This is a genomic window from Phyllobacterium zundukense (assembly GCF_002764115.1).
In the GTDB taxonomy this organism is placed as follows: domain Bacteria; phylum Pseudomonadota; class Alphaproteobacteria; order Rhizobiales; family Rhizobiaceae; genus Phyllobacterium; species Phyllobacterium zundukense.
On the sequence record NZ_CP017941.1, the window covers coordinates 292,156 to 318,575 of the forward strand.

A 26,420-nucleotide genomic window follows, 5' to 3' on the forward strand; every position below is an offset into this window, starting at 1 on the left:
CGCATGATTGTCTGCTCCAGTGCTGGTTCGCACCGGGGGACATAATAGCAATGAGAGTGATACTCTTTTTCGGCGTAGCATTTGCCGCAATGCTCAACTTCTGCAGTCTTGCAAACGCAGACATATTGATTGGAATAGGAGCGCCTTTCACCGGCGATTATGGTGCCTACGGGGTTCAGATTCAGAAGGGCGCCGAGGCCGCTGCTGATGAGATCAACGCGTCCGGTGGCATCAACGGCGAGAAGATCTTATTTTCAGTTGGTGACGATGCGTATGATCCGGCGCAGGGCATGGCTGTTGCCAACAAGTTTGTCTCGAGCGGCGTCAAGTTCGTCATCGGCCACGTCAACTCTGGCGTGTCAATCTATACGTCGGACGTCTATGCTCGAAACGGCATCCTAATGGTGTCCCCTGCTTCGACAAATCCAACTTTCACCGATAGACCCAAACCCCTTTGGAACACGTTCCGAACCTGTGGGCGGGATGACCGGCAGGGGAATGTCGCAGCAGCCTACATTGCCGAAAAATTCAAGGATGCGAAAATTGCGATCGTTGATGACAAGACGCCATATGGCCGCGGCCTCGCTAATGCAACTGCGAAAACTCTCAAGGCCAAAGGCGTCAAAGTAGCATTCCGCCAAAACATTGATTATCGCAGCGAGGAGTTTTCGCCATTGGTTGCGAGGGTGCGAAAGGCCGGGGTTACGTTGCTGTACTGGGGCGGGCTCGACAAACAGGCGGGGCAGATAATGCGCCAGCTTGCCGAGAATGACCTCCAAGTCCAGTTCGTTTCCGGAGATGGGATAATCACAAACAGACTCGCCTCGATTGCCGGCGACGCTGTTGCTGGGACATTAAACACGTTCGCGCCTCAACCGGCAAACAATCCGGCGCATAAGTACCTTGTCGAGAAGTTTCGTGCGGCGGGTATCGAACCGGTTGAGTACGCATTCAATGCCTATGCGGCCGTCCAAAGTATCGCCGCCGCGGCCACCGCTGCAAAATCAACCGACCCGAAAATGGTGGCCAAGGCAATGAAGGAGAAAGGACCGTTCAAAACGGTTCTCGGTGATATCTCGTACGACAAGAAGGGCGACTCCACTCTCCCGGGCTATGTCATGTACAAATGGGCGAAGGCAGCAGATGGCTCATACAGCTACTACCCACAATGAATGCATCCAAACTCCTCCAAAGCCAATTCCGCTGAGTCCGCATCGGGACCTGCTGACGGGTCACAGCAATCCCACGTGTCGGCCACTGCTTTTTGGCACGAGGTAAGAGCTAGGATCGTCCAATTCCTTAAACTTACGATGTTGGATGGATGGTGGGGAAATCTATGACGGAATTTTTTAAGCTCGGAAACTTTCTCAAGCAGTTCGCCTTGATCAGCTTTCTGACGAATGTTGTCCTTTTGATCGGGGCTCTGGCCTACGAAAAATATGGGGGCCCGCTTTCGCGTGCAGCCTCTAACGGACGAAGTATTGGAGCACTGGTTGTCCCCGCCTATGGTTTTGCGATGGTGTTTGTATTCGGTTTATGTCTCTTCATACTGCATCGATTTTATGGATCATGGGCAGACAAAATGTTGACGGCAATTCAGAAAAAGGAACAGCGGGCCGCCGGCAGGAATACTCCACATTGATGCATTGTTGCGAATTAGGTAGGCGCAGGAAGAGCCATTACTACTGTGATGAAAATTAGCCATTCAAACTCATCTGTTGCTCCGTCCTTCGCCTTGCCGACGCTTGCTCTCCTGTTGGCGTTAATACCATCTGGTGGTCAGGCGCAAGTTGAGGAAGCGGGACCTTCAACTAAGCAAATGCTGGAACAATGCGTGGCGATTAAGACCCTGTCTGAATCATATTGCCAGTGCGCCATCGCGGTGTCGGAATCGCTTGCTAACAATCGCCAAGTGTTTCTCGCATATGTCGCCGCAACGTCGAACAACAGTGCGAAAGCAATGAAGTTCTTTAATGAGATTGTAGATGATCATGATCTCGACAAATACAATTTCTCATCACGGCAAGAGAAGTCAGACTATGTCGAAGGAAAAACCAGGGTGTTTGAATATCGCCTCAGGACGGTGTGCGCAAATAAATGAGTGAAACACCGCTACGGCAAACCTTCCTCGAACATTATGGAGGAGCGCGGCTTGGCCTGTTCGAGCACCATTGCATTCATGAGGGTTGCGGGCGTGGGAACGTCTGGTTTCGAGAAGCGGTACGGCCAGGAATGGTATTACAGCGAGCATAAGCGAGATAGTGAGAACTGAATGAGCATATTCTTTGATTTCGTGACAGAAAAGCTACTCGGCGTGGCAAAACGTGGTTGGCTCGCAAAGATCGTGGCTTGGGCAGGCATCGGGCTACTGACAGCCATCTCGTTGCTGTACTCATATGACCGCTTGACGGAGTTTGTGGATTTTTACTTTTAAATATACCGATGCGAAACGGCACCTCACTTCCCGGAGCTAAGGGAGATATCACCGATAAATGTGCGCGGATGGACACCGAATTCGGCTTGTACATTGCCATGCAATCATACTGGTGCGACGGGTATTTGCTGAGGCGCAATAGTCCGTGTCGGACCGTACTAAATGCCTACAAATATTAAAAGTCCGCCAACAACAACAACAACAAACAAAGCCGCAACAAGGCAGGCGGTAGATACCCAGCCTTGCGTCAATTCCTTCCGCGAGACCACTTTGAGCGCATGGTCATGTGGATTGCGCATATTCTGCTCAAACCTGTTCAGCGCAAAGTGACGCTTCGTTTCATTCTGGTGCATCGTCGCCCTTTCGCGAACACTCTTATGGGCCCTACCATAAACACCATGTTCGATCGCAAATAATGCTCTGTCTCGCATGTTCAATGCCGGTTCATGCCGAGCGTTGTTATATCCAGGCCTATGATCCAGACTGTGGCCACGACCGATGTAGCCAAGGAGCACAGCCAGACCCTGCAAACAACTTTGCCAAATTTCGTTGCATGGTACGCGCGAATTTCCTGCGAGATAATGGGCAATTTGTGTGTTTTGAATCTGTTTAGCTTTACGAATAGATTCCGATCGAGGTCGTCCCTCCAGTAAACAACTTGACTCCAGAACTCAGGTCGGTTTGTAACACGCCGATACAAAACTACCATTAATATTAACGAACTGGGTGCAAAGCACAGGTATGCCAGCATATAGAGTCTGTTGGCCAGAACGCCGGTGTCCATTTGCAAATATCTCCTGATAGCTAAGGCGGCGAATTCGCCGGTTTGCATTTACATCGTGCTAAATGCTGTTCTTGATCATCTGATGATCCCAGTTTCTCAACCGGCATTAACGACGTAGTTCGTGTTAAAGCGCGGATGCCGCTACCACATCCATCCTTTGCGCAACAGCTCAATAACAACTCCAATAAAAACGACGTCGATCGTGTCGCCGATTTGAAGATTATCGGTTGGATATCCAATGTGATGAGAGATCTCACAGTTAATAGCCTTGCCACTGCTTATGCGCTCAAACTTTATGCGGCCAATCGTAACGGCATACGGCTTGCTACCACCTCGATACTCGGTCCATGCGTCCACAATCGTCGCCGTTGCGTGGGGACGACTATTGATGCGTGAAACATTAAGTCGATGGACCAAGTATGCACCCCCGAAGAATATCGCCCATGCAATGGGAAAGACGATCATCGCGTCTTTTAACTTCATGCATCCCAGCGATAACTCGCTACGCAACCGGTCTTTCAAGATGTTCCTGTGAGGTAAAAGGAACCAGTGAACACCAATCAATCCTGTGGACCTTGGCAAAGCAAGGGATAACAAAGCAACGATCCCCCTCCCAAACAATAGAACCACAAAGCCGTTGATTGACTTCCATCGGCTTGTATGGGGATATTGAACCGTTCATGGCTATGCAGAATAGTCGCATAGTCCTTGTCTGCGACTCTGTTAGCGCGGGTCATTCAGCTTTTCGAGTTTCATTACTTACGTAGAGGGAGGTGGCGATCTCAACCTCGCCGCTACATCACCAGGCATTGCTTGGGCGTGCAACATGCCCGCTCCGGCCATTTGTTCCAACAATTTTTGCGCTACGTCATCGTTGTTGTCGGCGGCTTTTTTCATCCATTCGGCGGCCAGACTGTTGCTCTGCGTTATACCCCTCCCATGAAAATACATCAGGCCGAGGTTGCGTTGGCCCACCGCATCACCAGAGGCGGCTGCTTTTTTGAACCAGTTTAAAGCCAATGCATTATCCTGCTTCACGCCCTGCCCCATGAGGTAAAGATAGCCGACTGTTGTTTGAGCAGACGCAACCTCTTGGATGGCTGCCTTGTTAAGCCACTCAAACGCTGCCTTATCGTCCTTGGGAATGCCTCTACCTTCCAGATAGAACATGCCGAGACTCGCCTGAGCTGGACCAAATCCCTGTTCGGCAGCTTTGCGATACCAGTATATTGCGAGGTCCTGGTACTGGGCCACGCCCAAGCCGACCTCATACATATAAGCAAGGTTCCGTTGCCCCTCGGGGCTGCCCTGGATCGCGGCTTTGCGATACAAGTCAGCCGCCAACTTATCATCTCTTGGTACGCCGGTGCCATTGCTGTACAGGACACCAAGATTGACCTGCGCTATAACATAGCCCTGTTCGGCAGCCTTTTGATAATAATCAGCGGCCAAAGTTTTGTCCTCTCGAACGCCCTCGCCTCTGTCATACATTATTCCAAGCAGTGTCTGGGCGGGTGCCATTCCTCCCTTGGCCAAGGGCTCCAGCAATCTAAGAGCCTCTGGGTAGTTTTTCGCCAACAACGCCTGATGACCCCTCGTGAGCGAGTTGAAAAACAGTAGGTAACCAACCAGACATGCTGCAAGCACTCCGGCAATGACCCAACGGGTCCGTCTTGGCTTTCGATGTAATGAAGGATATTTGGACTTGTAATCTATTATTTCGTCTGCAGTCGATGCTTCACCCAATTTCGCCCCCCGGCTCATGCCTATATATTCATATTAAAGCTAGTTGATTGCGTTCACGATTTGCCCAGCTCTGATCTCCATTAGCCAAAAAGCGATCCCAGAAAGCCTCTCCGAAAGTTGTCATGACACCTCCCAACAAAGGTAGATTCTAATTAAAGCTATACATCATTGCATAGATTATTATAAAGGTCGGGAACAAAATATTGAATATTGCAAAGCAAATTCCCGCCCAATAGCGCTTCGGCTGCGTTTTTCTGCTCCAAAGGTTATTTCGAGCAACCCAAATTCCACTCTTCCATGCCTTCAACAAGGCAGGAACGAACATATATAGTGCGAAAACGAAGTATGCGACCAGAAGTAGCACTGTGAACATTGATTCCACTTTAGAATTGCTTGAGGTTAGTATAGGTAGCACTGGTTGACCGAATTACTACACGATGTACAGCAGGTATGTTCTGGATAGAAAATAACCTTTCCCATGCTCAAGTGAACTTGGGCACGAGGAATATTTCGCGCTTCGGTCAGCATGCCCGTTCGCAGAGCATTAAGAGGATTTGGATGTTTGCAACTGAGGATTGCATATGGGTTGATTTCGTGTTGAACGATGTAACAAGAAATCAGCACTGGCAAGATGATATTGAAGTCCTGTACATGATTTTAGCTCGAAGTTACCTTACAGCGTCGCGGCAGCACAAACCTGTATGATGGACAAGTTTCGGACTTTGGCTGCAATGGTCGGCATGACCCTGATCGGCCCGATACTCATGGGCTTTTCTGTTGTGTGTTTGATCCGTGGAGAACTTCCCATCAGACATTCCGCATTCACGGCTGCTGATCATCCAATTCTCTTTTATTCGATCATTTTTGTGCTTCTCTACAGTGCCTTTAAGTGCGCCCAGATTAGCGTGATGTTTGCGATTGGGTACCTTCGCGGACGATCGAGACGCTAGTTCTTATATGACCGCAACCTTTTGTAGATCCTGAGAGCACAGCGGTTTTGCGCGTTACGATAACGCATATTGTGAGTAGGTCCTACCCAGGGCCCGACTGTATCTGGTCTGTCAAACTCAACCCTGGCAAATAACCGTTCCTTTGAAAATGCCGATAATAGGCTTTTTGCCTCGTTTTTGATTGTATCCTGATCGTCAACAATGATACTTCCACGGTCATGCTAGGCAAGAAATCACGAGGCTAGATACCTCCTACGCAAGGGTCACTTCCGTGGATACGATCGCACAAATTCCCGTTCCCATTCAGACAACTTGCGTAGGGCCATCTGATAGGTGCGCTCGTTTTTGACGAAAAGGAGCGGGGGCGCTCTGCTCAAATCATCGTCACGGCCGTTCAGGAAGGTTTGGGCTTCAGCGTCGCCAAGACGACGAACCGCGTCCGTAGTCAACTTGTCTTGGAAGTGTCTCCGTTCGGCAGCAACTTCTTGTTCGGCTTCTCTTTGGCGCTGAACTTGGTGAAGCAGTTCCTTTGCTCTTCGCAGCCGATGAATTCCATCCTCTGCAGCGTCAATCGGTGAGAGGCCATCCAATCCATTGTGTGGTGTATTCAGCCAGGCGCCGGGGCCGCTCAGCACCTTCTCTGCGTCAGCAGCGATTTCATCTCGCCGCTGCTGCTTTGCCTTCTCCGCACGCTGCAAAGCCTCGGCATTCTGGCGCGCCTGCTCGTTGGCGATTTTCGCAAGCTGCCGCTCGCATGCCCTTACAATGGGAAGGCCAAGAAAATCGATCACGTCCGTGAGCGTACTATTGAACAGCCCTTCGATTGCTCGCAATTCGGCGGCAATGTCGTACTCGTTGTGCGGCGTTTCCAAGAGTACGCCATAAGCTATGCCGGACTTCGGTTCGACCATCGCCAGCCACGTGTCCACGCTGAAATCTCCGCGTTCTTTATCAGGAACGTGGTGCAGAATGGCTTCGACTGAATTCCTAATGCCCTTGATCCGTGCGACCCTTGCTTCCTCGGCCATGCTCCAGTCGAACCACCGTGAAGACAATGCCGGTGACAACGTGTAGCCGTGAGTCATCCGCATCACCACATCCGAGGCCATAAGGTGCTGAAGGTAGGCTTCCACAGCTCGCCAGGGGGCTGCGAAGCGGCTATCGACTTGCTTTATGGCAGCCTCAAGCTCACCTGTCACACGTCGGAATGCAGGTCGGACCAGATTCAGCTTCTCTAGGTGGTTCGCTGCAGGCACAGCGGTGACGAGGTGACTGCGAAGTTTCTTCCTATGCAACAGCTCAGCCAGAACGATCGCCTGCCAATAAGTCGGCCCTTTAGTATAACAGCCATAGCCATCGACTTTAATGCCAACATGGGCGATTAGCCCCATAGCGCGGAAAGCTGCGGCTTCTGGAATATCTTCGCCCTGCTCAGCCAACGATTGGACAGCTTCTGCGTAAGCGATCGCAATCTTCCGCGCTTCTGCTTTTAGCTTGGTCTCTGCGGAAATGCGTTTCTTCTGGGCTGCCTCCTTTAGTTCGGAAACTGCGTCATCAATGCCTTGGTTGAATAGCCATTTCCGCGGAGCGGCGCGCAAGACCGCTTCTGCAATCGCCTCAGAAGGAGCGTCTCTCGCAATTCCCGACAAGTCAATTTCGATCGCAGCGATACCGTGCGAGCGAATGCGTAGGATCTTATCGTCATCGCAGAAATGAGTCACCGCGATTTCGACCAAGAGTTCCCGCTCTCCCACAGTGACGTAGAGGTCAGGAACGATTTGCGTAAATTCCGTGAATTCAACGCGCGCCGAATCCAATGTAATATTGGTTGCGCCGGGCAGTACGCTTTCAACGTTCTCGTGCACCGCGATCCGTTTCGGGACCATCAGCGTCAGGCGTTCCTCTACAATCTGCTTGGCCAACTTGTGCAAAGCTGTTTCGGGAGCACCACCGCATGCAGGACCGTAATGGGCGAAATGTGGTACAACCTTTTTGGCCTTCGTTCTAGCAACCAGTTTACGCCCGCAGCCAGGACAACTGCAGTTGCATTTCAGGCCACGCTCAACCGTCGAGATGTGGACCAATTTGCCCCCGACTGTCTCGCCATAGACAAGCTCGGCGCGATCGGAGCCGTAGGAGGTGTGGTGATCCATTTGGTTCTCGCTCAATCGCAAGGGCTGAGCTCTTGCACCCGCCGGAGCAACATGACAGGCTCCTGATGGAACCATAGCTCGATTTTGCTGTCACCGATAATCGCTTTCGTAACTATGCCCAAAAAGAATACTAAGGCCTCGTTGCACAATTAGATGGAGGTGTCAGATGGAGACTTTGGAAATTACCACGCGAAGCGATTGTCGCGCTGCAGTTAATCATACGAATGCCGAGTTAGTGATTTCAATGAGTTAGCTTTGCACTTAATTTGAGAGCGTGCAGTTTATTTGAGAATTCTGTGCTGAACCTTGCAGTTAATTTGAGAAGCGATACCGACACGATTAACCGTTGTCCGTTGCTGAAAGATGCAGGCTCTCAGGCGTTGCATCTTCGAAAAATCCTATTAATTTCAGTCAGATAACCTGACAAAACGGGTGGCGAATGAACTCCCCGTATTGCAGCTTATTTAAGAATCTTACCGGCTTCGTTCTCAAATTAAGTGCAGCAGTTAAGCGTGAACCGCCGCATTCTTATGATTAAGTGCAATGCGACATCGATCATTCCCATCATCTCAGCACTCGCCAGTATGCCCGATTGGTCGATGAGTGGGTAACTGCAATTGGGCTAAAACGCGAAGACTACGGGACACACTCGCTTCGACGCACGAAGGCCGCGATGATCTACAGAGCGACGGGCAATCTTCGTGCAATCCAGATGCTGCTTGGACATACCAAAATCGAGAACACGGTCAGGTATCTTGGTGTGGACATTGAGGATGCGCTGGAACTAGCGGAGCATACAGAGATTTGACAGAGTGCGGCCCCGCACCCAGCGGGGCCGTGCCTCTTGGGGAAAATGTTTCTGGTTCTAGCAGTTCGAGTGGGCGGCTATGCGCCCAATTGCGACCGTCAGGTAGATCGAACTCTGATCCCCGAAGCGGCCGCTCGGCAGCGCTGGCAATACCAGCCTTGAACCGTTGCCAAGACAACGAACGGTCATGCGACTTTCTCCTCATGGTCGCGCAGACGTTCCAAATTCACCATCTGCGAGGTATCATTCGGAGGCGCATTGGGCGCGATGCTTAGACTCGCAAACGCCTAAGCGAGAACACAGGAGTCGGCCGATGACGAGCACACGAATTTCGCAGGTGGTCGCGACCTCTCGCCCGAGAACCACTGGTGTGCGGCAATTCCTTGATCTTGAGCAGCAGCGCGACTGGATAGAGGGCAAGGTCGACTTGCCGGACGCGGGCGACCGCTTGGAGTCCCTGGAACAGCGCTTCAAATATGTCGCTCGATTTGAGAAGCTTCTTAGTCGCCCGCAAGCAGGGGAAGTACTGGAGATTCTCGGGCTATACGGTCCAAACTGCATTCCGATCCTGCGCAAGACCGAGCGCTACTACTGGTCGGTTTCCTGTCTGCCTTCGACCTCAGACAAGCCGCTCGTCCGCGTCAATGCGAGCTGGATGGAGCTTTTCACGCTCTATGCCCAAGGCGAAGATATCCGCGCCAGATTCATCATGCATCTTTCGGATTTCACTACGGATCGTTCAGCCACGCCGAGCCGAGTGGACGAACCCTTTCTCGAGCAAAGCGTCGCGCTGCCAGACCACGTCAGTTATTTCTTCCCGCGTGGTGCGGACATTTTCGGCATCAATGTGCGCGGCTCTGTCTCGATCCGCAAATTCCTCACGAGCCGCCGCGTGTTGCGCGCCATTCGGACGTTCAACCTGACGCACATGAACCGGGGGCGGAACGCCTATCAGGCGAGCCATTGCTACAGCGTGGCGGATTACATGCAGGCAGATTGAGGGGTTCTTTAATGCGCGCCATTCTGGCGAACTCGCAGGCGCCGTCGCGGCCCCATTTCGCGAGGTCGAAAAGACAACGGAGGCGCACTTGCACTTGACTGTCGAGGCCTAACGACGGCGCCAACCTCGGCCGGTTTGCGCCCCCTTGCGGACATTCATCAATGTCCGCTTCGCGCCCCAAATCGGTCATTTATGGGGGCTCCGTCCGTCCCTATAAGCGGACATCGCTGCTCTTAGTGCGCCACCTTCTGTTATAAGTTTTAATGCTCATCAACCTGCGTCGTGGTCATCGCGCGGCCTCGACTTGGAGGAAGCTCAGTTTCGAATCTTCGCTATTTGGTACATTCCTTCTCGCCCAGACAATGCGTTCAGACGATCCGTTCGATGGTCAGGGGAAACGTCCCGCGCACAAGCAACGGCTCGAAATCGTCGAAGCGGCCGAGCCGGATCAGCCCACCGGAATAGCTGTAGCCGGCGTAGAACATCGCGAGATTGCCCCACGGCGAGAAGTAGCAGAGGTCGCCTGGCGCCTCGTTGCCGAATGGACCACTCGCGTCCTCCGTCAGCTTACGGGGGAGATAAGCGATCTTCTCGTTGCCGGCATAATTTTCGATGGTCAGTTCTAGGGGTAGCATGGATGTGAAATCGCGCGCCGACGGGTTGTCGTAAAGCGTTGCCGTCAGGCTCTGACCGTTGAACATCATTCGAATTTTCATGTCGGTTGGCTCCTGACTTGCCGGATCGTTTTTTTGTTGGGCGAACGCCAGCCAGGGCATGGTGGCGGTGACCAGTATCGCTCCAAGGATAGAGCGGCGGAGCGGAGAAAAACCGGGCGCACCGGGCGCAGACAAGGTTTCGCTTACTGACATTGTGGCTGCATCGCCAAACTGGCTTTGTCTTTTGCTCATGATAGATGCTCCCTTGAAGACGTTGGCGTGGCCGCGCGTGATCTGTCGTGACGCGCCAGCACCACAGCCGCGATAGCGCAGGTGAAAAGCACGATCGCGCCGAATCCGAATGCGATCTGATAACCGCCATTGTCGAACAGCAGACCGCCGGAGGCTGCGCCGGCTGTGATGGCGAGTTGCACGACAGCCACCATCAGGCCTCCTCCCGCTTCTGCATCGTCCGGCAGTGCTTCGCTCAACCAGCTCCACCAGCCGACTGGCGCGGCGGTGCCGATCAGGCCCCAAAGCGCCAGCAACCCGGCAGTGGTACCTAACGACGATCCGAATACGACCAGGCCAATCGCGAGCGCCGCCATCATCACAGGCATGGCGATCAACGCTTGGTAGAGGCGCGTACGCAGGACAGAGCCGATAAGGAGGGTTCCAAGCAAACCGGAGACGCCCATTGCCAACAACAGGAGCGATAAGCCGGAAACATTGACGAGCGTCACGGTTTCCAGGAATGGCCGCAGGTAGGTGAAGAGCGCGAACTGGCCTATGAAGAAAAGTGCGGCGGCCGCCATGCCGATCGGCACGCCTGGTCGGCGTAGGACTTGAAACGACGCCAGCGGGTTCGCACGGGTCCGGCTGGGCATGGACGGCAACGTTGCGAGGAGCCACACAAAGGTGATCGCAGCGAGCGGCACCACGCTGAAGAAGGCGCCGCGCCAACCGATATACTGTCCAAGGAAACTGCCGAGCGGCGCAGCAATCGTTGCTGCCAGTGCATTGCCGCCGTTGAGGATCGCGAGGCCACGGGGCACGTCTGCAGCCGGCACGAGGCGCATGACTGTCGCCGCTGACATCGACCAGAAGCCGCCGATTACGACGCCGACAAAGGCACGCCCCGCCATCAGGACCGCATAGTTGGGCGCGAACGCGGTCACGACGCCCGAAATGAGCATCAAAGCTGTGAGCCACAACAACAATTGTCGCCGGTCAAGCTTCGACGTGAATGCCGCGACGAAGAGGCTGGTGGCGACCGCGAATATACCGGAGATCGCGATGGCCTGCCCCGCCTGACCTTCGGTCAGATACAGGTCGGAGGCGATTGGCGTCAGCAAGCTGACGGGCATGAATTCCGAAGCGATGAGCGTCGCAACGCACAAGCTAAGGGCGAGGACAGCGCTCCATGACGCCGAGTCTGGGGCGCTTTCGGTAGTCGCTACCGCGGTTGCGTGGGTCATTTCATGCCTCTGTATTGGTCGAACAACACGCCAGGCAAGCGGAGGGCCCGCGAGGCGTATCGTCCGGTTGTATGTTCGTTAGGAGCTCAGGTTCCCCCGGAAGAAGGCGGTCAGCTTGTCGAACGGGATCAGGTTGACACGGTCATAGAGATCGACGTGACCGGCACCCGGGATGATCACGAGCTCCTTCGGTTCAGAAGCACGCTCGTAGGCGTTTTCGCTGAACTCGATCGAGTGAGCCTGCTCGCCGGCGATGAACAGCAACGGACGCGGCGAGATCGTCTCGATCTGGGCGAACGGATAGAAGTTCATGAAAGCGGCGTTGCTGCTCAGGGTCGGATGCGTGGTCTGGAGCGGCGTCTGTCCTTTCGGCGTGAACTCCCCGCGCGGCGTGCGATAAAAATCGTAGAACTCACGCTCGATCGCATTGGAGTCTGCCTTCAGTTCATCAACCGTACCGCCGGTCAGTTTGATTTCGGCGCCCTGGTACTCTGCGAGGCGCTGCTGTGCGGCGACCTTCAGCATTTCCTTTCGCTGTTCGACCGACACGCCCTTCCGAAGGCCGTCGCGATTGGCGGCACCCATGTCATACATGCTGACGGTGGCGATCGCTTTCATGCGCGGATCGATCTGCGCTGCGCTGAGGGCGAAGCTGCCGCTCCCGCAAATGCCGAGCACGCCGATATTGTCCTTGTTGACGAAGGGCTGCGTGCTCAGGAAGTCGACGGCTGCGCTGAAATCATCCGCATAGATTTCGGGGGCGACGGTATTGCGCGGTTGGCCCTCGCTCTCGCCCCAGAAGGAGAGATCGAACGACAGCGTAACAAAGCCCTGCTCTGCCAGCTTGGTCGCATAGAGGTTGGCGCTCTGCTCCTTCGTGGCGCCCATCGGGTGGCCTACAACGATCGCCGGAGTCTGGGCGCTCCTGTCGAGGCCCTGGGGCGTGAACAGATTGCCGACGACCTTCATGCCGAACTTATTCTCAAAGGTGATCTTTTCGACCACCACGCGGTCGCTCCTGTAAAAGTTGTCAGCGCCGTTGGACATGTCCTGGGCGAGCGCGGGGGAAGCGCCGATCGCTAAGCCGGATACCGATCCGAGCATAAGTGCGAGCCCCAAAGCCAATTCCTTCATGTTCGTTCCTTTCCTTATTTGAACAAGTCATTTGGAGAGGCTGATGGCCGCCTAGGAGTAAGTCTCAGTCGGGACCAGCGCTCTTCACACCTCAAAACTTAAGGGATGCAAACTCATACGATAAGGCGCTATATAGATCATAACCTTATAATCAGGAGTTATGAATGGTCCGAGAGAACGTCAGCGATCTGATGGCCTTCATCGCTGTCGCACAGGAAGGCAGTTTCACACGGGCGGCAGTCCGGCTAGGCGTCTCCCAACCGGCCCTCAGCAAGACAATCAGGACGCTGGAAGAGCGGCTTGGCTTGCGTCTGCTCAGTCGCACCACCCGAAGTGTGGCGCCCACAGAAGCCGGAGAGCGTCTGCTTCGGAGCATCGAGCCGCATTTCGCGGGTATCGAAGGCAGCCTGTCCGCGCTGACCGAGCTAAGGGACAAGCCGTCCGGCATCGTTCGGATCACGGCAACGCAACATGCGGCGGATACGGTGATGTGGCCGCGCTTGGCCAAGGTCATGCTTAACTATCCCGACATCACGGTCGAGTTGGTCTCTGACGAGGGCCTAGCAAACATTGTGAGCGAGCGTTTCGATGCCGGTGTTCGCGTGGGCGAGTACGTCGAGAAGGACATGATTGCCGTTCGGATCGGTCCCCCGATGCGCCAGGCCATTGTTGCATCACCGGGTTATTTCAAAGAGCGGCCAGCGCCCAAGCATCCTGAAGAGCTAACCGGCCACCGCTGCATCAACTTGCGCCGTGTAACGCGCGGCGGATATTTCCCGTGGGAGTTCGAAAAGCGCGGACGCGAAATCAACGTCCGTGTCGAGGGCCAACTGGCGGTGACCAGTCTTGAGCTTGCAAGGCGCGCTGCTCTGGATGGTTTGGGCGTGGCATATCTGCCCGATGATATGGTGCAGGATGACCTGACAAAGAAACGGCTGGTGCGAGTGCTGGAGGATTGGTGCGAACCGTTCCCCGGCTATCACCTGTACTATCCGAGCAGCAGGCAGCACGCTCCCGCCTTCGCAGTCGTGCTTGAGGCACTTCGCTTCCGCGGCTGAAAATTGCGAGTACCCGCGTGGGGCCAACTCACGACGATGCTTGCACTGACCTGACGGACCGCCTTTGAGGATACCGGTCCCGAAGCTGCTTGTCCGCTATCGGCCCAAGTTCGCCCGGAACGACTACAATCTAGTGGTCGGGAAAAGTCGTCAGTTCAGTCGAATCCTGTGTGTCTCACATGGGCCGAGGTTGTCGAGGTTTCCCAACCTTGCACTCGAGCGCAGCCCTGTCCCAATCACCAACTTCAGCAGCGGCGCGATACGTGCTTTCCAAAAAGGTCATGAGCATGTCTTCTGGATTGTTGGCAAGCCGGACCGCATCATAGGGCAGCAGAAATTCTCCGAGGTTTTCATCGTAATATGCGGCTTCAGGAGAAATTCTAGCAGCTGCAAAACCGGTCGGCATCGGGTATGCATAGGAATAGAATGCGGGAAAGTCGATTGCACCCCCACCTGGCCAGAAGCCAGCTGACGAGACTTCGTGGCTGTAGGCCTCGCGGGTGATCTCGTCAGGCAGGGCCGGAATACCACCTGGATGTGAGGGCGCGTGTCGACCGGAGAAGCGTGTCACGGCAATGTCAAAACTTCCCCAGAAGAGATGCACCGGGCTCACCTTGCCAAGATACGCCGTACGGAAGATCTGGAGCACGTTCGTCACTGCCACACACGCCCTGAAGAACCGTGTCACAGCATTGGCATCGTAGGGGCGTTCCATCCTGTCTTCGGCGAACGGAATAGCCCCCGGAATCTCGTTCGGCCTGCCATGGAACTCCGGCGTCCCACCGAGAGTACGAATGAGATCCAACGCGCGCCCATGAAAGAAGGCGACCGACATCGGCTCAAGCGAGAACCGGGCAATGCGTCCATCGGTTGCTCGTCCGACCACCTCATGGTTGATCAGATCGAGGCTCAATTCGATCCCGCCCGGTCCATCTGGCACTAGGCCGGTCGTGAAACCGCGAGCGTCAGTGTAAAGGGTCGCATGCCAGGAATGGTTCACCCACGGTGAGCGGGCGAGTCGATATTTCCCTATGATCTGAATATAAAGATGCAGCGCGGAACACGTACTGCGCCAAGGACCGTACGGTATATCCGGCCACCTTTCCTGGATACGTTCATTCATTGAGCCAACCTAACTCGATGGAGCTTGAATAGAATCTCATTACCGCCCGTATTCATATCACCATAGATGCTGGCAAAGAGGAAGCTTCTTGCTGGCGGCGACGGCGTGGGGGGCAAGGGGAGACGACCTCTCGGGGCAACGTAGTGGGCCGGCCTGCCGCTGCACGAATGTCGCCTTCGGAGACGTAGCTGTACAATCCCCACTTCGACGTCGCATCTTTCTGCTTGCCGCCGTATTTCACCAGGGACGGGGCCGCCGGAATGAAGGCCAGCTTTCGGGAACCGGCAAGGAGCCAGTCAGCGACTGACATTGGGTCGTTTGCCGAATGTCCGCTTCAGCCAAATGTATTTCGAAAGCGGACCGGCAGATTTCGGCCCCGTGAATACTTAAGATCAAACGTTTTCTTGAGGGCCAATGGTGGCCGAAGGAGAACTCAAATGGGTATTGCACAATACGATCCTGCCGCATTGGGCCGACCGGCCTGGAACGCCGGCCGAAAAGTCGGCATCAAAAAACCCCTGAAGCAGCGCCAGATCTGGGCGATTCGCTTCTTCCTCGACCGGGAGGGGCGCATGAGAGATCGCGCGCTGTTTGATCTAGCAATCGACAGTAAGCTCCGAGGCTGCGATCTTGTTAAGATCAAAATCAGAACCCTCGTCACAGGTCAAGAAATTCGAACCCGCGCCATGGTCATCCAGCAAAAGACCGGTCGTCCTGTACAGTTCGAGATCACAGCCGACGTCAGGGCAAGTCTGCATGCGTGGCTTGAACGGAGAGGTGGAACAATTGACGACTACGTCTTTCCCAGTCGAGTCGATCATTCCCATCATCTCAGCACTCGCCAGTATGCCCGATTGGTCGATGAGTGGGTAACTGCAATTGGGCTAAAACGCGAAGACTACGGGACACACTCGCTTCGACGCACGAAGGCGCGATGATCTACAGAGCGACGGGCAATCTTCGTGCAATCCAGATCCTGCTTGGACATACCAAAATCGAGAACACGGTCAGGTATCTTGGTGTGGACATTGAGGATGCGCTGGAAATAGCGGAGCATACAGAGATTTGACAGAGTGCGGCCCCGCACCCAGCGGGGCCGTGCCTCTTGGGGAAAATGTTTCTGGTTCTAGCAGTTCGAGTGGGCGGCTATGCGCCCTGAAGCTTGACCTTTGCAGCTCTCCAGCGAGTTCCGAAAGCTGACGTTGCTGCAGACTGGCGCAGTTGAGCAGTATCCTGGCATCCTTGGGAGGTCGACTTGAGGTTGGCGCCGGCCTCTGTCAGGGCTTCACGAACCGATATGCGAAGCGATCGGTCTCGCCCTTGATCAAGGGATCGAAGACCTTGATCGCGTGTGGATCGTTCCTGTTAGCGAGCAGGGTACTTTCCGCATCCAGTACGAAGCCGGCAGCCTCCACCTCCTCGCGCACGGAGGCAGGGTCGATGCGATGCAATGACTGGGCATCACCTGTGCCGGCTCCGGCGGCGGCGTGATCGACAATGACGTAGAACCCACCGGGCTTCAGCCGTTCGTAGACAGCTCGATTGAAGTTAGCCGCCGTCGCGCCCCTGGCCTGCATCAGCGCGGTGTGGAGATCGTGGTAGAACAGGTGCAGCCACAGGACATCCGCTGGCTGCGTGATCTCCGGCATTGCCACGAGGTCCGCTGAGACGGCTTCGACGTTTTCCCGGCCTGGCTCTTGCGCGATAGTTCGCATGAGGCCGACCGGATCGTTCTTGAAGTGCGCGACTTCGGCCGGCACGAAGCTGGTGACTCGACCTTCGGGTCCAACGACGTCGGAGAACAGGCGCGTCCAGTCGCCGGCGCCTGGATAAACGTCGATGACGGTGGCACCCGCATCAATGCGTGCGAACCGGATCAACTCGGATAGTTTGGATTGGTCGTACATCGGAATCTCCTTTACGGTTGGGTATTCGACGAGCGCGCGGCACGCGAGACGGCGATCCGCTCATTCACCTTCGGCGAAAGCCGATGGTTGAAGGCCTGCGCTATACGGGCCCGGACGCGTCCATCTGCGCGGCGCGTGCCAACGCTTGCGTGTCGATGTATTCCTGGATGCTGGTCAGTCTGCCGTCCCGGACCGTGATGGCGAAGATCCAGTCGTCCTCGAACGGCTTGTTCGTGGCTTTGACCTTCCCGCTGGCGAAGCCGACGACGAGAACCCGGTCTCCTTGTGCGACAAACTCCCGGGGTTCCGTGGAGGTTTCCATCGACCTGGATGCCGTATCCAGCAAATCTGCTAGTCCCGCGTGCCCCCGGTAGGTGCCGGCCAGCGGCCAGTCCTCGCCCGGAATGATCCACTTGATGTCTTCGGCAACCAGCGCCAACAGAGCCTGTCTGTCGCCGCGGCCTATCGCGGCGAAGAAGTCCTTCACGGTCTGGATGTTTTTTTCAATACTCATGGGAATATCTCCATTTCGCTGTGATCGGATCGCGCTCGATCCGATCCGTACATCGTGGTCCTGTCGGTGGGGGCCTCGTTTTATCCGTCGAACTTGACCAGATCCTTGAAGATCAGATGACCCCAGCTCTTTCCGCGCGCCTGGACCAGCAGCCCGCCTTCCGACAGCCCGCCAAGCTTGATCGGCGCGAAGCCCAGATTTTCCGCGAGCGTACCAATCTCCGCCGCAGCGTCGTCATCGTCGCTCGCCAGGAACACGACTCTCCTGCCGCCCTGCACGGCCGGATCTTGGCCAAGGGTGGCAGCGAGCAGATGGTTGAAGCCCTTGACCAGCCTTGCGCCAGAAAAAGCCTGCGCGACGGCCTGGGAAGACGGCTGTCCTCCCAGTTGCTCAGGGGGCACGCCGTAGGCATTGGTCACATCGACGATGGTCTTCCCCTGCCAGGTGGGGAGCGCCTTTGCGACATCTGGATGCGACTCGAAACGGACTGCCAAGAAGATGATATCCGCCTTGACGGCTTCCGCTAGTGTTCTAGCAATGACCTTGGGCCCGATCGCGGCCGCATCAGCTGCAAAGCTTTCCGGGTCCCGCGTGGTTGCAACAGATACTTCGATGCCCTTGCGTGAAAAGGCCTTGGCCAGAGCTCGGCCGATATTGCCGAAGCCGATGATTGAGTAGCTCATAATGCTTCTCCGATCCTGTGTTAAGGTTGGGTCAGACCTGCGCCCAACCACCGTCGACGGCGAGATCTATACCGGTGATGTAGGAGCTTTCATCGGAGGCAAGGAACGTGAGCGCAGCCGCGATTTCCTCTGGCTTGCCCCTGCGACCCATTGGGATCTGTGCAGCAAACTGGGCGACCGCCTCCTCGGCTTGCTCAGCGGTGAGGCCGGTCGTTGTCGCCAAGGCGGGAGTCTCGATCGCGCCGGGGCTCATCGTATTGACGCGGATATTGCGGTCCTTCAGCTCTTGGGTCCAAGACCGCGAGAAGCTGCGAACAGCCGCCTTGCTTGCTGCGTAGGCGCTGAACGCTGGCAGCCCCATCACATTCGAGACCGAAGAGTTCAGAATGATCGATCCGCCGTCTTTGAAGATGGGAAGGGCCTTCTGCACCGTAAAGAACAGGCCCTTCACGTTCACATCGAAGGTCTGGTCAAAATGGGCCTCAGTAGCTGCCGCGAGCGGCGCGACTGTACCTGCGCCCGCGTTTGCGAAGAGAATGTCGATGTGACCATGTTTCTCCTTCACGGTGGCGTAGAGCCGGTCCAGATCTTCCAAGCGCGAGACGTCGCCCACGACTGTTGTCACGTTTTTCCCGATAAGCGCCGCGGCCTCTTGTAAGGCTTTCTCGCGTCGCCCAATGATCACGACCTTCGCACCTTCTTCCACGAAACGCTTGGCTGTGGCCAAGCCGATCCCGCTGCTTCCGCCCGTGATGACTGCGATTTTACCTTCGAGTGCTTTCATAGTCTTTTGTCCTACGTTGTGTGTGAGTTAGGCACGGAACCGCGCCGGGGTCAGAGTTGAGCAAGGCCGCCGTCGACGGCGACTTCGCTGGCGGTCATGAAGCTGCTGTCGTCCGACGCGAGGAAGGCGGCCGCGGCCGCGATCTCCGCCGGAGCGGCCATGCGCTGGAGCGGGGTCATCGCGCCGTAGGCCTTTTGGCCCTCCTCTCCGAGCGCTTCCTTCGCGAGTTCGGTCGCCGTCGCGCCGGGCGACAGCACGTTGACCCGGATACCGGTACCCTTCAGATCCTCCGCCCAGGTCCGTGCGAGATTGCGCACGGCTGCCTTGCTGGCGCTGTAGGCAGTGAATGCCGGGGCGCCGGTGGTCCCGGCGCTCGATCCCGTCAGGATGATCGAACCGCCCGGGCCCATCAGTGGTAGCGCCTTCTGGACCGTGAAGATCGTGCCCTTCACGTTGGTGTCGAAAGTGTCGTCGATGTGCTTGGCGGTGATCTGGCCGAGAGGAAGCGGACTTCCGGCCCCGGCATTGGCGAAGACGATGTCGAGGCTTCCGCGCTCGGCTTTCACCGCCGCGTAGAGCCGATCCAGATCGGCCTCATCCGAGACCGAGCCCTTCACCGCGCGGGCGTTGGGTCCAAGCTCGGCCACAGCCGCATCGAGTGCTTGCTGCCGACGGCCGTAGATGAAGACGAAGGCACCCTCCTCGATGAAGCGCCTTGCAGCGGCGAGGCCGATACCGGTGGCGCCGCCCGTGATCACGGCGGTCTTTCCATTCAATCTGATCATGTCATGCATTCCTTGTGTCGCATCTCGGGTCGTCGCTTTTGCGGAGACATCCTCCGACAGCCTCGATATGGGGTCGCCGGCGCCAAGCGGTGAGTGCGCAATCGCGCGTATCCGTGGTGCGAAAACGATCCACTTACGTGATCGAACGCAGCGACGGTCATGCGCAATCCGGCCCAGTAGGGTAGACTGGTCTTTGGAAGCCGCCCCATGCGGCGCGGGAATGGACCATGATCGACTGGGATGACGTTCGCTACTTTCTTGCCGCCGCACGTGGCGGCTCAGTGCGGGCTGCCGCCAAGAGCCTGGGAGTCAACCACTCGACCGTGCTGCGACGCATTGCTCAGCTCGAGGAGCACCTCGGGGCGCAGATGTTCGAAAAGCTGCCTTCGGGCTACCGCCTGACGGCCGCGGGCGAGGAGGTTCTCGAGTTCGCGAACCAGATGGAAGCCTCGTCGCACCAACTGGAGACGCGCGTCTTCGGGCGCGATCAGAGCGTACGCGGGCTTCTACGGGTGACGCTGCCCCCGTTCCTTGCGACACACCTGCTCATGCCGGATATCGCAGATTTTGCGCGTCTGCATCCGGACATCGAGATGGAGATCGTATCGACCGGCGAGGTCGTGAATCTGACCAACCGGGAGGCGGATGTGGCAATCCGGATGGTCTCCGATCGCAAGACCCTGCCGCTCAATCTTCATGGCCTGAAAGGTCCGGATCTGCTCGCGGGTGTTTATATGTCCCGCGATAGACTGGCCGCGTGGCGTGCGGGTGCGCCGGATCCAATCCGGCCCATCGTCATCGGCGGTCAGGCTGTTCCGAACTGGGTCGACCAAGGGGAGTTTCGCGCCACAGGGGTTCCGTTCAGGACGCCGGACGCCGACGCGCAGATCGCTGCGGCAAGGCAAGGGATCGGCATGACCAAACTGCCCTGTTTCGTCGGAGATGCCGATCACTTGCTGGCGAGAGTTCCGGGCATCGATCTGAAATCACCTGCGACGATCTGGCTTCTCACGCAGGGGGAGACACGCAAGACGAAGCGCGTGCGGCTTTTCACAGAGTTCATATCCCACCGACTCGCCGCGTACGCTCCGCTCCTCGCCGGGCGGTCCATATCGCGCGGCTGACGTCCCGTGCCAAACGCCAAAAATGGGCTGGGGAAATTGCTGTTGGAGATTGGCATTCCCAAGGGGACAGGCCGCGGAGTGGCCGCTCTCCGTGAAATCGAAACGCATAGTGGACGGTCCGCTCCCGGCCCCATCTCGGTCATTCAAGGGCACTAGCTGAGTGATTGCTCTAGGACCGCAATGCTGGAAGGTGCATAATGCGTATTTGGCTCAACTAACAGTGCCAGAGATCAAGCTCGGACTAATCGATGGTGGCTCATTAGAATGCAAACTGTGACTCCCCCGCCTTGAACCGTATCGAACTCCCGACCACCAAAAACACGTGCTGATTTAGACGTTGTTCAAACTTTTATTTGGAAGGAAACGTTCCTTTGAAAATGCCGATAGTAGCTGATTTTCGTTGATTTTGATTGGTGCCCGTAAGTCTACAATGTATCCTACCACGATGGCATAAGCGTTCCGCGACTGGCTTGATTGCCCTTATCTACGGCAGAATTCGAACCTCGCATTGCGCCGGTGCATCGCGAGCACAATCGATCGAAGGCGCAACGCCATGCAGTGATTTTTCCGGGTGGATGATGTACAGTGGCGGGTTTAGGGTGGTCGTTCTGAGAGGGGCCCCTGATGATCATTGCGTCATGGCTGGAGAGTTTAGGGCTTGGGCAGTATGCCACAGCCTTTGAGAGTAATGCGATTGATGCCGAGACACTGCCAAAGCTGACCGCCGAAGATCTAAAGGAGGTCGGGGTCGCTGCTCTCGCCCACCGAAAGAAAATTCTCGAAGCAATCGCTGCACTCGAGGGCGACCGGCACGCCTCGCCTTCGCGATCTTCAACCGGTAAAAAGGCAGCCACTTCTCGCCACCAATCATTCGCGGTTCGCCCTCGTGAGGCCGAGAGACGACAGCTCACGGTGATGTTCGTCGATCTCGTGGGTTCGACAGGTCTGTCCACCCATCTTGACCCCGAGGAAATGGGCGCGGTCCTGCGCCAATTCCAAAATGCAGTTGCGGGCGACGTTGTCCGTTTCGACGGCTATGTCGCGAAGTTGATGGGCGATGGCGTCCTTGCCTATTTCGGTTGGCCGCAGACGCATGAGGATGAAGCGGAACGTGCCGTCCGCGCAGGGCTTGCCGTTGTTGAAACCGTCAAAGCCCTTTCAACGAACGCCCGCCAACAACTTTCCTGCCGTATTGGCATCGCGACCGGTCTGGTTGTCGTTGGGGAACTGATCGGCAACGGAGCTGCACAGGAGAACGCCGTTGTTGGGGAGACACCCAACCTCGCTGCCCGCTTGCAAACGCTCGCCGAGCCGGACACGGTGTTGATCTCCGAACTCACTTTTAGATTGATGGGGAAGCTTTTCGAGGTGAAGCGAATCCGTCCCCAGAAACTGCACGGCTTTGACACGCCTACCAATTCGTACCAGGTAATTGGAGAAGGCCGGGCGGAAGGCCGTTTCGACGCTCTCCATGTTGGTGGTACAGCGCCGCTGGCCGGCCGCGACCCGGAAATTGCCCTCTTGGTTGAGAGATGGAACCTTGCGGCGTCGGGGGAAGGACAAGTCGTGGAGTTGTTTGGAGAGGCGGGGATTGGCAAGTCACGCATTCTTCAGGAGCTCCGCGAGCGCCTGAAAGAGGAGCCTATCACGTATCTGCGCTATTTCTGCTCGCCGTATCATACCGAGAGCGCACTTTATCCTGTCGCAGACCAGTTGCTGCGGGCCGCGGACATCAACCGAACGGACCCGCCAGAAAAGCAGTTAATGTTCCTGGAGGAGGCGCTTTCAACGGCGCAGAACCCGCGTGAGGCGATTCCCCTGATTGCCGCTCTGCTGTCAATCCCCACCGACAGCCGCTATCCGAAGCTCGACCTGATGCCTCAGAAGCAAAAGGCGCGGACTTTCGAGGTTTTGATCGAACAACTCGAGGCGCTGGCGAGCAATAAGCCTGTTCTCATGCTCCTTGAGGACGCTCACTATCTTGACCCGGTCTCTGCGGAACTCTTCGACGTCATCGTGGACCGCATGCAGCGACTCCCGATCATGCTTGTTGCCACCTACCGTCCGGAAGGAATTGTACGTTGGAACGGATTTCCCCATGCGACTGTGCTGACGTTGAACCGGTTGAGCCGCGCGCAAGCGGCCTCCATCATCACGGTTATGACGGGAGGAAAGCAACTCCCGTCGCCAGTTCTCGACCAGATTCTTTCCAAGACCGAAGGCGTACCGCTGTTCATCGAGGAGTTGACCAAGGTCATCCTGGAATCTGGCCTGCTTAGCGAGAGCGGTGAAGATTACAAATTATCTGGCCCCCTGCCGCCATTAGCCGTTCCCGCAACCCTGCATGACTCTTTGATGGCCCGCCTGGACCGGCTTGCCTCCGTCAGGGAGGTCGCCCAGATCGGTGCAGTGATTGGGCGGGAGTTTAGCCACGAGTTGCTTGCCGCAGCCGCCGGCTTTTCGGAAGTCGAGCTTGAGCGGGCAACAGAGCAGCTCGTGACGGCCGGCCTGGTGTTCCGTCGAGGCGGCGGGAGCCAAGTCAGCTACGCCTTCAAGCATGCGCTGGTTCAGGATGCCGCATATGGAAGCCTGCTCTTGAGCCGTCGGCAACAGCTGCACGCCCGCATCGCGCGCATCCTGGAAGAACGCTTTCCCGAGACGGCAGCGAACGAACCTGAATTGCTTGCTCATCATTTCGGCCAGGCTTCGCTTGTTGAGAAGGCTGTGGAGTATCACGAATTAGCCGGACGGCGTGCACTGTCGCGTTCGTCCCCTTCGGAAGCTCTTGTTCGCTTCGGGAATGCGCTGGACGGATTGAACGCTCTTCCCCCCTCTAAGGAGCGCGCGCGGCGTGAGCTTTCGATTCAGGTGGCATTAGGCAGCACGCTGGTAGCATTTCACGGATTTGCCGCTCCCGAAACTGGTGCTGCATATCTGCGGGCACATGAACTGTGTGAAGAATTGGGTGAGATACAAGAACTGTTTCCCGTCCTTTACGGCCTCTGCCTTTATCACCTCTATGCCGCCGAACTGGCGGAAGCACGACGTGACGCGGACAGGCTACTGGACTTGGCCAACAGCAGCAATGAGCGCGGCCTCTTGTTCTTCGCCCACCGCGCGGCAGGCGTCAGCGCCCTGCCTGCAGGCGAATTTTCACGCGCTCGCGCTCACCTGACGGAAGCTTTAGCGCTTTACGATCCACAGGAGCATCGGTCTCCGGCATTCGTGTACGCTTTTGACCCGCGGGTCGTGTGCCTCGATTATTTGGCACGAGCCCAGTTGGCTCTTGGCTTTCCTGATCAGGCACTCGTGTCAAATGAGGAAGCGGTGGGAGACGCCAGGAGGATCGGACATCGCAACAGTCTCGCCCTGCCACTGTTCTTTGGCGGTGTGATGCGCCAAATTCTCGGCGATCGCGAAGGGGTGAAGCTTCGTGCCGCCGAACTTGCGCAAATATCGGGAGAGGCCGGATTTCGGTTCTGGCAAGCGGGCGCTACGATCCTGCAGGCATGGGCAATCGCCGACGAAGGCGAAACCGAGCGCGGCCGGGCTGATCTGCAGAGGGGCGTCTCCGAATGGAGGAGCACAGGGGCGCAGTACATGTCGCCCTACTTCGCGGCCCTTCTGGCGCAGATCGAGCTGAAAGCAGGCGACCCTGCAGCGGCACTCGGGCTGCTCGAAGGTGCGCAAGAGGTCATCGAGCGGACTAACGAGCGTTGGTTCGCAGCCGAGGTGCTCCGTCTCCAGGGAGAGGCCATGCTTCAGCTTGGGCCTGATCAGGGAAAGATGGCCGCGGAGCGGTTCGGGGACGCGCTGGCCACGGCACGTGCGCAGGATGCGCGCTTTTGGGAGCTTCGCGCAGCAATGGGACTTGCCCGCGCCAGCAGCGCCGATATCAGCGCGCGGGAGCAGCTTGCCGAGATTTTCTCGAGTTTCACAGAAGGAGCAATGTTGCCGGACCTGAAGGCTGCACAAATGCTCGCAACGACAGCAGGATCAGCGTAGCCAACAACGATGGGAGGAGATCATGCCGGGATTGGATATCAGAGAGATCGTAAGGGCGGCGAACGACCGCTGGAACGCGGCCTTCAACAGCGGAGATGCAGCAGCAGTCGCGGCGCTTTATACGTCGGACGGCACTGTGCTGCCGCCCGACCATGCCGTCGTGAAGGGAACGGCCGCAATTGCCGATTTCTGGGCCGGTTTCATATCGGCTGGCGTTAAGGATCATGATATCGAACTGCTCGATGCCCAAGATGGCGGGGACATGGCCTATTCCAGCGGCAAGTGGTGGGCGACCGGCTTGGGAGAAGACGGAAAGGCGTTGCGCTTTGAGGGCACGATCGTCACCATCTTTCGAAGGCAACCCGATGGTTCTTGGAAGACGTGCCTGCACACGTGGAACTGAGTTATAAAGGTATTTTCGTGGGTTTGGCGTAACTTCACCCGGAGCTGCTGCCCTGTCCAGATAAGGCGTGTTCCAGTGAACAATGACACAAACAACCAATCGAGAGCGGAAGCGACGAAGGTTGACTGCCGAGCGCGCGCGACGTTGCCGGCCAAAGTACCGTGCGGTTGCACTTGCCTGAAAAGCTTTTCCGCCAGGGCAGCCAATAGTGATTAAGTGATGAGACGCATTCCAACATAGATGTGGGATTAAGAAGATGAAATCGACACGTCGATCGGTCCTCGCTGCATTTCTAGCTGTGCCGTCGATCAAAGCGGCAGGCATTTTTGAAGCGAATGCCGCACAATCCGCGCTCGAGTTGACGCCGGCATGCAAGGATGCGGATGAGCTGACCATCACGCAGACAGAAGGACCCTATTACAAGCCCAGCTCGCCACTCAAACAGGACTTTGCCGCCGACGCGCCTGACGGTATGAGGATCACCCTAGGCGGATTTGTGTTGGAGACGGACTGCAAACCCGTCGACAGGGCACTCGTTGAGCTTTGGCACGCGGATGAGCATGGCTCATATGACCGCGTTGGCTACAGGTTGCGTGGTCATCAATTCACAGACCAGCGTGGCCGCTGGTGGTTTTCGACCATCATTCCATCGCTCTATCCGGGGCGCACGCGCCATTACCATGTGAAAGTACAAAAGCCAGGCGGGAACGTTTTGACGACCCAGCTGTATTTTCCGGGCGAGCCCCTGAACGCACGCGACCGCATATTTGATGAGCGGCTTTTGCTCCGAATGCGCGACACGGCGGACGGCAAATTCGGTCGATTCGACTTCATTGTGTGAGCACTCTTCGAATGCCAGCTCTAGCCTGCTCGGGCTTGTCACATCAAGGT

The 26,420-nt window shown here is 56.4% G+C and carries 24 protein-coding genes and 2 pseudogenes; 12 read left to right on the plus strand and 14 right to left on the minus strand.

The annotated features are described in order from the left end of the window. Nucleotides 1-50 precede the first annotated feature (50 nt). The 4 genes from BLM14_RS21275 to BLM14_RS31175 all read left to right on the plus strand — a co-directional run bounded on the left by BLM14_RS21275 (nt 51) and on the right by BLM14_RS31175 (nt 2,434). Nucleotides 51-1,172 carry a branched-chain amino acid ABC transporter substrate-binding protein gene (locus tag BLM14_RS21275; protein WP_100001873.1) on the plus strand — a complete coding sequence of 374 codons (1,122 nt, stop codon included), beginning with the start codon at nt 51-53 and terminating at the stop codon, nt 1,170-1,172. 164 nt (nt 1,173-1,336) lie between these two features. Further along, nucleotides 1,337-1,642, plus strand: a complete 306-nt coding sequence (locus BLM14_RS21280; RefSeq protein WP_100001874.1) for a hypothetical protein — start codon at nt 1,337-1,339, stop codon at nt 1,640-1,642. Nucleotides 1,643-1,690: 48 nt separating this feature from the next. Continuing rightward, nucleotides 1,691-2,101 (plus strand): hypothetical protein, encoded by a 411-nt coding sequence (locus BLM14_RS21285; protein WP_100001875.1) that lies wholly within the window; start codon nt 1,691-1,693, stop codon nt 2,099-2,101. Between the two features lie 171 nt (nt 2,102-2,272). Continuing rightward, nucleotides 2,273-2,434 carry a hypothetical protein gene (locus BLM14_RS31175; protein ID WP_157929569.1) on the plus strand — a complete coding sequence of 54 codons (162 nt, stop codon included), beginning with the start codon at nt 2,273-2,275 and terminating at the stop codon, nt 2,432-2,434. A gap of 158 nt (nt 2,435-2,592) precedes the next feature. Here the strand turns inward: BLM14_RS31175 and BLM14_RS21290 are convergent, their stop codons facing one another. The 4 genes from BLM14_RS21290 to BLM14_RS21325 all read right to left on the minus strand — a co-directional run bounded on the left by BLM14_RS21290 (nt 2,593) and on the right by BLM14_RS21325 (nt 8,067). After that, nucleotides 2,593-2,871 (minus strand): hypothetical protein, encoded by a 279-nt coding sequence (locus tag BLM14_RS21290; protein ID WP_162293220.1) that lies wholly within the window; start codon nt 2,869-2,871, stop codon nt 2,593-2,595. A gap of 488 nt (nt 2,872-3,359) precedes the next feature. Continuing rightward, on the minus strand, nt 3,360-3,701 hold the full coding sequence (locus BLM14_RS21300; protein ID WP_100001878.1) for a hypothetical protein: 342 nt from the start codon (nt 3,699-3,701) through the stop codon (nt 3,360-3,362). Between the two features lie 276 nt (nt 3,702-3,977). Continuing rightward, on the minus strand, nt 3,978-4,964 hold the full coding sequence (locus BLM14_RS21305) for a tetratricopeptide repeat protein (RefSeq protein ID WP_207795661.1): 987 nt from the start codon (nt 4,962-4,964) through the stop codon (nt 3,978-3,980). 1,213 nt (nt 4,965-6,177) lie between these two features. Beyond that, nucleotides 6,178-8,067 (minus strand): hypothetical protein, encoded by a 1,890-nt coding sequence (locus tag BLM14_RS21325; protein ID WP_100001883.1) that lies wholly within the window; start codon nt 8,065-8,067, stop codon nt 6,178-6,180. 550 nt (nt 8,068-8,617) lie between these two features. On the opposite strand from BLM14_RS21325, the pseudogene BLM14_RS21330 reads away from it, so the two are divergent. Then, nucleotides 8,618-8,875 (plus strand): annotated as a pseudogene (locus tag BLM14_RS21330) (tyrosine-type recombinase/integrase); the annotation flags it as partial. Between the two features lie 57 nt (nt 8,876-8,932). Here BLM14_RS21330 and BLM14_RS32465 read toward each other — a convergent pair. Beyond that, complete coding sequence (locus tag BLM14_RS32465; protein WP_257791437.1) at nt 8,933-9,064, minus strand: hypothetical protein; 132 nt, start codon at nt 9,062-9,064, stop codon at nt 8,933-8,935. Nucleotides 9,065-9,188: 124 nt separating this feature from the next. Here BLM14_RS32465 and BLM14_RS21335 point away from each other — a divergent pair, with 124 nt between their 5' ends. Continuing rightward, on the plus strand, nt 9,189-9,875 hold the full coding sequence (locus BLM14_RS21335) for a hypothetical protein (RefSeq protein WP_100001884.1): 687 nt from the start codon (nt 9,189-9,191) through the stop codon (nt 9,873-9,875). Between the two features lie 368 nt (nt 9,876-10,243). On the opposite strand, the gene BLM14_RS21340 is transcribed toward BLM14_RS21335, so the two are convergent. The 3 genes from BLM14_RS21340 to BLM14_RS21350 form a co-directional block, all read right to left on the minus strand. Further along, nucleotides 10,244-10,744, minus strand: coding sequence for a cyclophilin-like fold protein (locus BLM14_RS21340; RefSeq protein ID WP_100002180.1), 501 nt, complete (start codon nt 10,742-10,744; stop codon nt 10,244-10,246). A 35-nt stretch (nt 10,745-10,779) separates the two neighbouring features. Continuing rightward, nucleotides 10,780-12,009: an MFS transporter gene (locus BLM14_RS21345; protein ID WP_100001885.1), complete on the minus strand. Its 1,230-nt coding sequence runs from the start codon at nt 12,007-12,009 to the stop codon at nt 10,780-10,782. Between the two features lie 78 nt (nt 12,010-12,087). Continuing rightward, nucleotides 12,088-13,143 carry an alpha/beta hydrolase gene (locus tag BLM14_RS21350; RefSeq protein WP_100001886.1) on the minus strand — a complete coding sequence of 352 codons (1,056 nt, stop codon included), beginning with the start codon at nt 13,141-13,143 and terminating at the stop codon, nt 12,088-12,090. 164 nt (nt 13,144-13,307) lie between these two features. On the opposite strand from BLM14_RS21350, the gene BLM14_RS21355 reads away from it, so the two are divergent. Beyond that, nucleotides 13,308-14,201: a LysR family transcriptional regulator gene (locus BLM14_RS21355; protein ID WP_100001887.1), complete on the plus strand. Its 894-nt coding sequence runs from the start codon at nt 13,308-13,310 to the stop codon at nt 14,199-14,201. Between the two features lie 175 nt (nt 14,202-14,376). Here the strand turns inward: BLM14_RS21355 and BLM14_RS21360 are convergent, their stop codons facing one another. Continuing rightward, on the minus strand, nt 14,377-15,324 hold the full coding sequence (locus tag BLM14_RS21360) for a DUF5996 family protein (protein ID WP_100001888.1): 948 nt from the start codon (nt 15,322-15,324) through the stop codon (nt 14,377-14,379). Nucleotides 15,325-15,761: 437 nt separating this feature from the next. On the opposite strand from BLM14_RS21360, the pseudogene BLM14_RS21365 reads away from it, so the two are divergent. Further along, nucleotides 15,762-16,393 (plus strand): annotated as a pseudogene (locus BLM14_RS21365) (tyrosine-type recombinase/integrase). A 208-nt stretch (nt 16,394-16,601) separates the two neighbouring features. Here the strand turns inward: BLM14_RS21365 and BLM14_RS21370 are convergent. The 5 genes from BLM14_RS21370 to BLM14_RS21390 form a co-directional block, all read right to left on the minus strand. Then, nucleotides 16,602-17,231, minus strand: a complete 630-nt coding sequence (locus tag BLM14_RS21370) for a class I SAM-dependent methyltransferase (protein ID WP_100001889.1) — start codon at nt 17,229-17,231, stop codon at nt 16,602-16,604. A gap of 100 nt (nt 17,232-17,331) precedes the next feature. Continuing rightward, the gene (locus BLM14_RS21375) at nt 17,332-17,745 is read right to left on the minus strand and encodes a nuclear transport factor 2 family protein (protein ID WP_100001890.1); all 414 of its coding nucleotides are present in this window, start codon (nt 17,743-17,745) and stop codon (nt 17,332-17,334) included. Nucleotides 17,746-17,825: 80 nt separating this feature from the next. Beyond that, a complete protein-coding gene (locus tag BLM14_RS21380) occupies nt 17,826-18,428 on the minus strand; it encodes an NADPH-dependent F420 reductase (RefSeq protein ID WP_100001891.1) in 603 nt (200 codons plus the stop codon). 31 nt (nt 18,429-18,459) lie between these two features. Continuing rightward, entirely contained in the window at nt 18,460-19,212 is a 753-nt protein-coding gene (locus tag BLM14_RS21385) for an SDR family NAD(P)-dependent oxidoreductase (RefSeq protein ID WP_100001892.1), read from the minus strand. A gap of 50 nt (nt 19,213-19,262) precedes the next feature. Then, a complete protein-coding gene (locus tag BLM14_RS21390; RefSeq protein ID WP_100002181.1) occupies nt 19,263-19,997 on the minus strand; it encodes an SDR family NAD(P)-dependent oxidoreductase in 735 nt (244 codons plus the stop codon). Nucleotides 19,998-20,224: 227 nt separating this feature from the next. Here BLM14_RS21390 and BLM14_RS21395 point away from each other — a divergent pair, with 227 nt between their 5' ends. The 4 genes from BLM14_RS21395 (at nt 20,225) to BLM14_RS21410 (ending at nt 26,370) form a co-directional block, all read left to right on the plus strand. Continuing rightward, nucleotides 20,225-21,121 (plus strand): LysR family transcriptional regulator, encoded by an 897-nt coding sequence (locus BLM14_RS21395; RefSeq protein WP_100001893.1) that lies wholly within the window; start codon nt 20,225-20,227, stop codon nt 21,119-21,121. A 624-nt stretch (nt 21,122-21,745) separates the two neighbouring features. Next, a complete protein-coding gene (locus tag BLM14_RS21400; RefSeq protein WP_100001894.1) occupies nt 21,746-25,126 on the plus strand; it encodes an adenylate/guanylate cyclase domain-containing protein in 3,381 nt (1,126 codons plus the stop codon). A 22-nt stretch (nt 25,127-25,148) separates the two neighbouring features. Beyond that, the gene (locus BLM14_RS21405; RefSeq protein ID WP_100001895.1) at nt 25,149-25,529 is read left to right on the plus strand and encodes a YybH family protein; all 381 of its coding nucleotides are present in this window, start codon (nt 25,149-25,151) and stop codon (nt 25,527-25,529) included. A 256-nt stretch (nt 25,530-25,785) separates the two neighbouring features. Then, entirely contained in the window at nt 25,786-26,370 is a 585-nt protein-coding gene (locus BLM14_RS21410) for a dioxygenase family protein (RefSeq protein WP_100001896.1), read from the plus strand. Nucleotides 26,371-26,420 lie beyond the last annotated feature (50 nt).

Excerpts from the sequence above, each read along its gene's own strand:
- BLM14_RS21405 (WP_100001895.1), top strand. The coding sequence starts at position 25,149 with ATGCCGGGATTGGATATCAGAGAGATCGTAAGGGCGGCGAACGACCGC.
- BLM14_RS21355 (WP_100001887.1), top strand. The coding sequence starts at position 13,308 with ATGGTCCGAGAGAACGTCAGCGATCTGATGGCCTTCATCGCTGTCGCA.
- BLM14_RS21300 (WP_100001878.1), bottom strand. The coding sequence starts at position 3,701 with ATGAAGTTAAAAGACGCGATGATCGTCTTTCCCATTGCATGGGCGATA.
- BLM14_RS21350 (WP_100001886.1), bottom strand. The coding sequence starts at position 13,143 with ATGAAGGAATTGGCTTTGGGGCTCGCACTTATGCTCGGATCGGTATCC.
- BLM14_RS21385 (WP_100001892.1), bottom strand. The coding sequence starts at position 19,212 with ATGAAAGCACTCGAAGGTAAAATCGCAGTCATCACGGGCGGAAGCAGC.
- BLM14_RS21400 (WP_100001894.1), top strand. The coding sequence starts at position 21,746 with ATGATCATTGCGTCATGGCTGGAGAGTTTAGGGCTTGGGCAGTATGCC.
- BLM14_RS21285 (WP_100001875.1), top strand. The coding sequence starts at position 1,691 with ATGAAAATTAGCCATTCAAACTCATCTGTTGCTCCGTCCTTCGCCTTG.
- BLM14_RS21410 (WP_100001896.1), top strand. The coding sequence starts at position 25,786 with ATGAAATCGACACGTCGATCGGTCCTCGCTGCATTTCTAGCTGTGCCG.
- BLM14_RS21275 (WP_100001873.1), top strand. The coding sequence starts at position 51 with ATGAGAGTGATACTCTTTTTCGGCGTAGCATTTGCCGCAATGCTCAAC.
- BLM14_RS21395 (WP_100001893.1), top strand. The coding sequence starts at position 20,225 with ATGATCGACTGGGATGACGTTCGCTACTTTCTTGCCGCCGCACGTGGC.
- BLM14_RS21335 (WP_100001884.1), top strand. The coding sequence starts at position 9,189 with ATGACGAGCACACGAATTTCGCAGGTGGTCGCGACCTCTCGCCCGAGA.
- BLM14_RS21345 (WP_100001885.1), bottom strand. The coding sequence starts at position 12,009 with ATGACCCACGCAACCGCGGTAGCGACTACCGAAAGCGCCCCAGACTCG.
- BLM14_RS31175 (WP_157929569.1), top strand. The coding sequence starts at position 2,273 with ATGAGCATATTCTTTGATTTCGTGACAGAAAAGCTACTCGGCGTGGCA.
- BLM14_RS21325 (WP_100001883.1), bottom strand. The coding sequence starts at position 8,067 with ATGGATCACCACACCTCCTACGGCTCCGATCGCGCCGAGCTTGTCTAT.
- BLM14_RS21375 (WP_100001890.1), bottom strand. The coding sequence starts at position 17,745 with ATGAGTATTGAAAAAAACATCCAGACCGTGAAGGACTTCTTCGCCGCG.
- BLM14_RS21390 (WP_100002181.1), bottom strand. The coding sequence starts at position 19,997 with ATGATCAGATTGAATGGAAAGACCGCCGTGATCACGGGCGGCGCCACC.
- BLM14_RS21360 (WP_100001888.1), bottom strand. The coding sequence starts at position 15,324 with ATGAATGAACGTATCCAGGAAAGGTGGCCGGATATACCGTACGGTCCT.
- BLM14_RS21370 (WP_100001889.1), bottom strand. The coding sequence starts at position 17,231 with ATGTACGACCAATCCAAACTATCCGAGTTGATCCGGTTCGCACGCATT.
- BLM14_RS21380 (WP_100001891.1), bottom strand. The coding sequence starts at position 18,428 with ATGAGCTACTCAATCATCGGCTTCGGCAATATCGGCCGAGCTCTGGCC.
- BLM14_RS21280 (WP_100001874.1), top strand. The coding sequence starts at position 1,337 with ATGACGGAATTTTTTAAGCTCGGAAACTTTCTCAAGCAGTTCGCCTTG.
- BLM14_RS32465 (WP_257791437.1), bottom strand. The coding sequence starts at position 9,064 with ATGACCGTTCGTTGTCTTGGCAACGGTTCAAGGCTGGTATTGCCAGCG.
- BLM14_RS21340 (WP_100002180.1), bottom strand. The coding sequence starts at position 10,744 with ATGTCAGTAAGCGAAACCTTGTCTGCGCCCGGTGCGCCCGGTTTTTCT.